The sequence below is a fragment of the Salipiger sp. PrR003 genome, assembly GCF_010500785.1.
GTDB classification, from domain to species: Bacteria; Pseudomonadota; Alphaproteobacteria; order Rhodobacterales; family Rhodobacteraceae; genus Salipiger; species Salipiger pacificus_A.
Window position 1 is genome coordinate 1 of sequence record NZ_JAAGOV010000019.1, and the last position, 1,102, is coordinate 1,102.

Annotated in this window: 1 protein-coding gene and 1 pseudogene; both read right to left on the reverse strand. The window is 64.1% G+C overall.

Annotated elements, in window-relative coordinates:
• Positions 1 to 227, reverse strand: a pseudogene (locus tag G0D83_RS01120) (MFS transporter); the annotation flags it as partial.
• Positions 227 to 1,102, reverse strand: an 876-nt coding sequence (locus G0D83_RS01125; protein WP_164188795.1) for a TonB-dependent receptor domain-containing protein, incomplete at its 5' end; no start/stop codon positions are given. The gene G0D83_RS01125 and the pseudogene G0D83_RS01120, both read right to left, overlap by 1 nt.

Genomic DNA, 1,102 nt, shown 5'->3' on the forward strand with positions numbered 1-1,102 from the left:
CGCCCGCCATCGGGCAGGCGGAACCGTTCCACCGGAGGCGCCCAGAGGAACTTCAGCGCCCAAGGCAGCACCAGCAGAGAGATCAGCCCGATCTGGTCGAGCGGCAGCTCCTGCGCCCTCAGGACACCGGGCAGCCCGGTCCAGGTTACGCCGCCGATGACGCTTTGCGCCACGTAGACGCCACCGATGGCACCGATGACGCCCCAATGTCCCCCTTGTCCGGACATCAGAACCGGTAGGCGATGCTAGCGGTCGCGGTGCGGCCCTCGATGCGGTAGCAATTGCCCGCGCTGCAGGTCTGGTCGGTGTTGTCGAAGACGTTCTTGACGTTCACCTGCAGGCCAAGCCCGTCAAATCCAAGCTGGCCGAAATCATACGACAGTGACAGGTCGGCGAAGAACAGGTCGTCGTTGCGGAAGCTGTTGGCATCATCGCCCCAGCTTTCGCCGACATAGCGCAGACCGCCGCCGAAGCCCCAGCCCTCGAGCGCGCCGGCGCTCGGCTCGTAGAAGGCCCAGAGCGAGGCGGTGTGTTCGGGAGTTGCAGAGAGTTGGCTGCCCTCGGTACCCGAGGCACCGCGTTCGATTTCCATATCGAGATAGGTGTAGGCAGCGCTCATCCGCAGATCGTTTTCGAAGTTGAACTGCCCCTCGAGCTCGAGGCCGCGCGAGCGCAGGTCATACGGCACCTGCACCTGGTTGAGCCCGCCGAATTCCGTCGGGTCGACGGTCTGGAACACCACGCCGTCTTCCTGCTGGATGTCGAAGAGCGAGGCCGTGATCAGGCTTTCGGTGTTGGGCAGCTGGTACTTGAAGCCGATCTCCTTCTGCACACCGCGGGTCGGATCGCCCGAGCGTCCGCTGTTCGGCGCATCGGCCCCGTCGAAGACCAGCCCGGTCGTCGGCACGAAGCTGCTCGACAGGTTGGCAAAAAGCGACAGGTCTTCATTGACGGCATAGCTTACCCCGATCCGGCCCGAGAAGCCCTCGTCGGACTTGTCGGTACCGGTCTTCGCATCATCGAAGGTGGTGGTCTCGACCCAGTCGTAGCGCCCGCTGAGGAAGACCGTCCAGTCGCCGCTCTTGATCTGGTCGTGCAGGTA